The organism is Vibrio sp. M260118, assembly GCF_036533755.1.
Classification (GTDB): Bacteria; Pseudomonadota; Gammaproteobacteria; order Enterobacterales; family Vibrionaceae; genus Vibrio.
Window position 1 is genome coordinate 1 of sequence record NZ_JATABG010000319.1, and the last position, 4124, is coordinate 4124.

Here is a 4124-nt window from a genome sequence, read left to right on the forward strand (position 1 = left end):
GATTGAAGGTGAGGTACGCCCAGCACTTTGTTGTAGCGTGACGGTCGCGAAAGATGGCGTTATTGGTGATGACATCAAGTTCTTTGCGGCAAACATCAAATCCTACGCACGCTTAGCTTATGACCATGTGTCTGATTGGTTAGAAAATGGTACTAGCGACAAGTGGCAGCCAAGTGAAGAGATAGCAACGATTGTGCGTGACTTGTTCGAATTCTCCTTAGCGCGTGCTGAGTGGCGTGAAGCTAATGCTGTGGTTTTCCCAGACCGTCCGGATTACCGTTTTGAGTTGAGTGAAGATAACGATGTTGTTGCTATTCACGCAGACATGCGCCGCAGCGCTAACCGTCTCGTTGAAGAAGCGATGATTACCGCTAACATTTGTGCGGGTAAAACGTTGCAGACGAGCTTCAATGCGGGTGTTTTCAATACTCACGCCGGCTTTAAAGTAGAGAAGATTGAAGATGTCATTGCTCTGGTTAACCCAGAGGGCGACCTGCCGTTTACGGCTGAGTCTATAGCTACTCTAGAAGGTTTCGCAGCACTTCGTCGTTGGTTAGCGAGCCAAGATACTTCGTACTTAGACAATCGTATCCGCAAATCACAAGCTTATAGCGAGATAGGCAACCAGCCACTTCCTCACTACGCGATGGGTCTAGATTTATACGCGACCTGGACGTCACCAATTCGTAAATATGGCGATATGATTAACCACCGTATGCTTAAAGCGCATATCTTAGGTAAAGAGCCAGTACAAACTGCCGACGACAGTGTAGGTGAAGAGTTGGCTATCCATCGTAAGCACCATAAGATTGCTGAGCGCAATGTGGGTGATTGGTTATACGCACGCACGCTTGCTGAAGAGCCAGCTAAAGAGACTAAGTTTAACGGTGAAATCTTTGATATTAACCGCGCAGGTATGCGTATTCGTTTAGTTGAAAACGGTGCGGCAGCGTTTGTTCCAGGTAAACTTATCCTCGCAAATAAAGAGCGTTTAGAGTGTAATGGCGAAAACGGCACAGTCTCTATCGACAACGAGGTGGTATACCGCTTAGGTGATGTGCTGGAAGTGGTTCTGTCTGATGTGAATCAAGAGAGTCGCAGCTTAGTGGCGAAACCTACTCAAGTGTTCGCCGATGTTAAATCAACCGAAGATGTAGATACATCGGCTGAGTAGCAACAAGCACTAGAGAATAGAACAAGGCGCTTATTACAGCGCCTTGTTTCATTTAGCTTTGCCAGAATACTTCTTTAGGGTCTTTATCTATCTCACGCATAATCGCGGTAAGATCGCCGCTCTGGGCCAAATAAGGGTAGGGCACCCACTCTTCGCTGCCATCATCAAGCGGCACAAACAGCTGCCATTGGTTGCTCTTGCTGTTCCAGGAAACTTTAGCGATCGGGTTCATGTAATTGCAGTGGCTTGAATCGAGTAAAAAATGCTGATTAATAAAAATCACGCCGTTATTTAACGCCTCAAACCCCGCTTTCCCTAGCTCCGCAGGCATACTTTGATTGCGATGCTTACAGATAAGCTCCGCACGGCTCTCGATTTGACGCTGAAGTAAACTCACTAGTGCCATGATGTTCCCAGTCTAACAATATGAGTGACTTTAAGCATAGTATGTACAACAACTTTACTTGTATGTATTGGCTTTCACAAAAACGTAATCTAATCGCAATAACATAGATCTCTTAGAAGGTTGGGGTTACCCATTATTTATATCGTTTGGGAGTTAATTATGGTTCGTATTGCGCTGACAGCGTTGTTAGCTACTACTCTGTCGTCTGGAATTGCGCAGGCAAAAGAGGTGAGTGTCACGGGGTCTACGTCGGTTGCTCGTGTTATGGATGTACTTGCTGAGGGCTATAATAGCGCTCATCCGGAAAGCTATATCGCAGTGCAAGGTATTGGCTCAACCGCTGGGATTACTTTGGTTAAAAAGGGCGTAGCGGATATAGGAATGAGTTCTCGTTACCTTACCGAGCGTGAGCAGGATGAGACATTGACTGTAAAACCTATCGCATTTGATGGCCTAGCGGTGGTCGTGAACAAATCTAACCCAATCCAGAATGTCACTCGCCAACAGCTGTTTGACGTATATAAAGGCATAATTACCAACTGGAAACAGTTAGGTGGACCAGATCAGAAAATTGCGGTCGTGACGCGCGAAGCCTCTTCTGGCTCGCGTTACAGCTTTGAGAGCTTGATGGGGCTGACTCGAGTCGTAAACGAGCGACTAGTCTCTGATATTAACCCGGATAACTTGGTGGTAAACAGCAACAGCATGGTGAAAACCATTGTTAACCACAACAAACAAGCGATTGGCTTTATTTCAAGAGGCTCGGTAGATAGCTCGATTAAAGCGATTCAGTTTGAGGGCGTAGAAGCAACCAATAAGGCGATTGCTTCAGGAGAGTATGAGTTGTCACGTCCTTTCTTGGTGTTGTACCAAACCGAGAAAGTCGGCATGGATTCAAAGTCTTTTGTTGACTACCTAGGTAGTGACCAAGCGAAACAGCTTATTAAAGAGTATGGCTACACGCCAATCAAATAGTTGCTAAATTAGTTTTAAGCAATAAACTAAAAAGGAGACCGCATTGGTCTCCTTTTTGTTTATCAGCGGTAGCAGTGTCGATTATTCGAACTCTACGCCTGCTTCTTTGTATAGACGACGACACGCTTTACCATCGCTGTGGAATAGGTGACAACGATGCGCAGGGATACCTACTGATAGCTTGTCACCAGGCTCAACATCTAGAGTGTCTGGCTGACGGTAGATCATATCTGCGTCTGCTGCGTCGATATGTAGGTAAGCTTGAGTTTCGTTACCTAGCTTCTCAACGATGTTTACTTCGCCTTCGATAGTCGCATCACCTTCATTAGCAGGTAGCAAGTGCTCTGGACGAACACCCAGAGACATGCGCTCACCGCGAGTAACCGTTGTACCATCTACAGGGATCCAGAATGTTGTGCCGCTAGCCAGTTGAACCATTACGCGATCTTTTTCTACATCTTCAATGAAAACGCTCATGAAGTTCATCTTTGGTGAACCGATGAAGCCTGCTACAAAGCGGTTTTCTGGGTAGTGGTATAGCTCTAGTGGACGACCAACTTGTGATACGAAACCAGCATCAAGAACAACAATTTTGTCTGCCATTGTCATTGCTTCAACTTGGTCGTGCGTTACGTAGATCATAGTACAGCCAAGTTTGCGCTGTAGCTTAGTGATTTCAGAGCGCATTTGAACACGAAGTGCAGCATCTAGGTTAGATAGAGGCTCGTCGAGTAGGAATACGTTCGGTTGAGAAACGAGAGTACGGCCGATAGCAACACGCTGACGTTGACCGCCTGATAGTGCTTTAGGTTGACGCTCTAGAAGGTGGCTTAGCTGAAGAATTTCAGAAGCGTGCTCAACACGTTTGTCGATTTCTGCTTTGTCGGCTTTAGCCAGTTTAAGGCCAAAAGACATGTTGTCGTAAAGGTTTAGGTGTGGGTATAGAGCGTAAGACTGGAATACCATACCAACTCCACGTTTTGATGGTTCCACGTCATTCATACGCTCATCACCAATGTAGAGGTCACCAGAAGTGATGTCTTCTAGACCTGCAATACAACGTAATAATGTTGACTTACCACAACCTGATGGGCCAACGAAGACAACGAACTCGCCTTCTTGGATATTTAAATCAACATTTTTTGAAATTAGTACGTCGCCATAAGCTTTACATACATTTTTTAACGTGACACTCGCCATCTAGCTCGTCCTCGATCAATTTTTTGTGTTTTTATTGTCCATCATTATATGGAGTATGTAGCAGACAATAATAGTAGGAATTTGGTAATGAAATGGATTTATCTATCAAAAGAGTAAGAAAATAAGGGTGATGGAGTCTCTCACATCACCCACCAAGCCAAATTCAGGTTTGCTTTCCCCCGTGTGAAACAAGTTCCTCCCCCGATATAATCAGTTAACTGAATACCAACGTGACTTGTTCCACTCAATTGCAAACCCTAGCGGCATTGTAACCAGTCACCTAAATCGTGTTACTGGAAAGGGTTCTTACCATCCACTCTTGGATGACTGTAGTTTGCGTATTTCGTCAACCAACGACATCCTCCTAAG

General features: G+C 45.2%; 4 protein-coding genes. 2 read left to right on the plus strand and 2 right to left on the minus strand.

What is annotated here, in order from left to right:
- On the plus strand, positions 1-1174 hold a 1174-nt coding region (locus tag QTO00_RS15790), incomplete at its 5' end, for an exoribonuclease II (RefSeq protein ID WP_331425645.1).
- A gap of 52 nt (positions 1175-1226) precedes the next feature.
- On the opposite strand, the gene QTO00_RS15795 is transcribed toward QTO00_RS15790, so the two are convergent.
- On the minus strand, positions 1227-1580 hold the full coding sequence (locus tag QTO00_RS15795) for a DUF3024 domain-containing protein (RefSeq protein WP_331425646.1): 354 nt from the start codon (positions 1578-1580) through the stop codon (positions 1227-1229).
- 159 nt (positions 1581-1739) lie between these two features.
- Here QTO00_RS15795 and QTO00_RS15800 point away from each other — a divergent pair, with 159 nt between their 5' ends.
- On the plus strand, positions 1740-2555 hold the full coding sequence (locus tag QTO00_RS15800) for a phosphate ABC transporter substrate-binding protein (protein WP_331425647.1): 816 nt from the start codon (positions 1740-1742) through the stop codon (positions 2553-2555).
- An 81-nt stretch (positions 2556-2636) separates the two neighbouring features.
- On the opposite strand, the gene malK is transcribed toward QTO00_RS15800, so the two are convergent.
- Positions 2637-3755, minus strand: a complete 1119-nt coding sequence (gene malK, locus QTO00_RS15805) for a maltose/maltodextrin ABC transporter ATP-binding protein MalK (protein ID WP_331425648.1) — start codon at positions 3753-3755, stop codon at positions 2637-2639.
- Positions 3756-4124 lie beyond the last annotated feature (369 nt).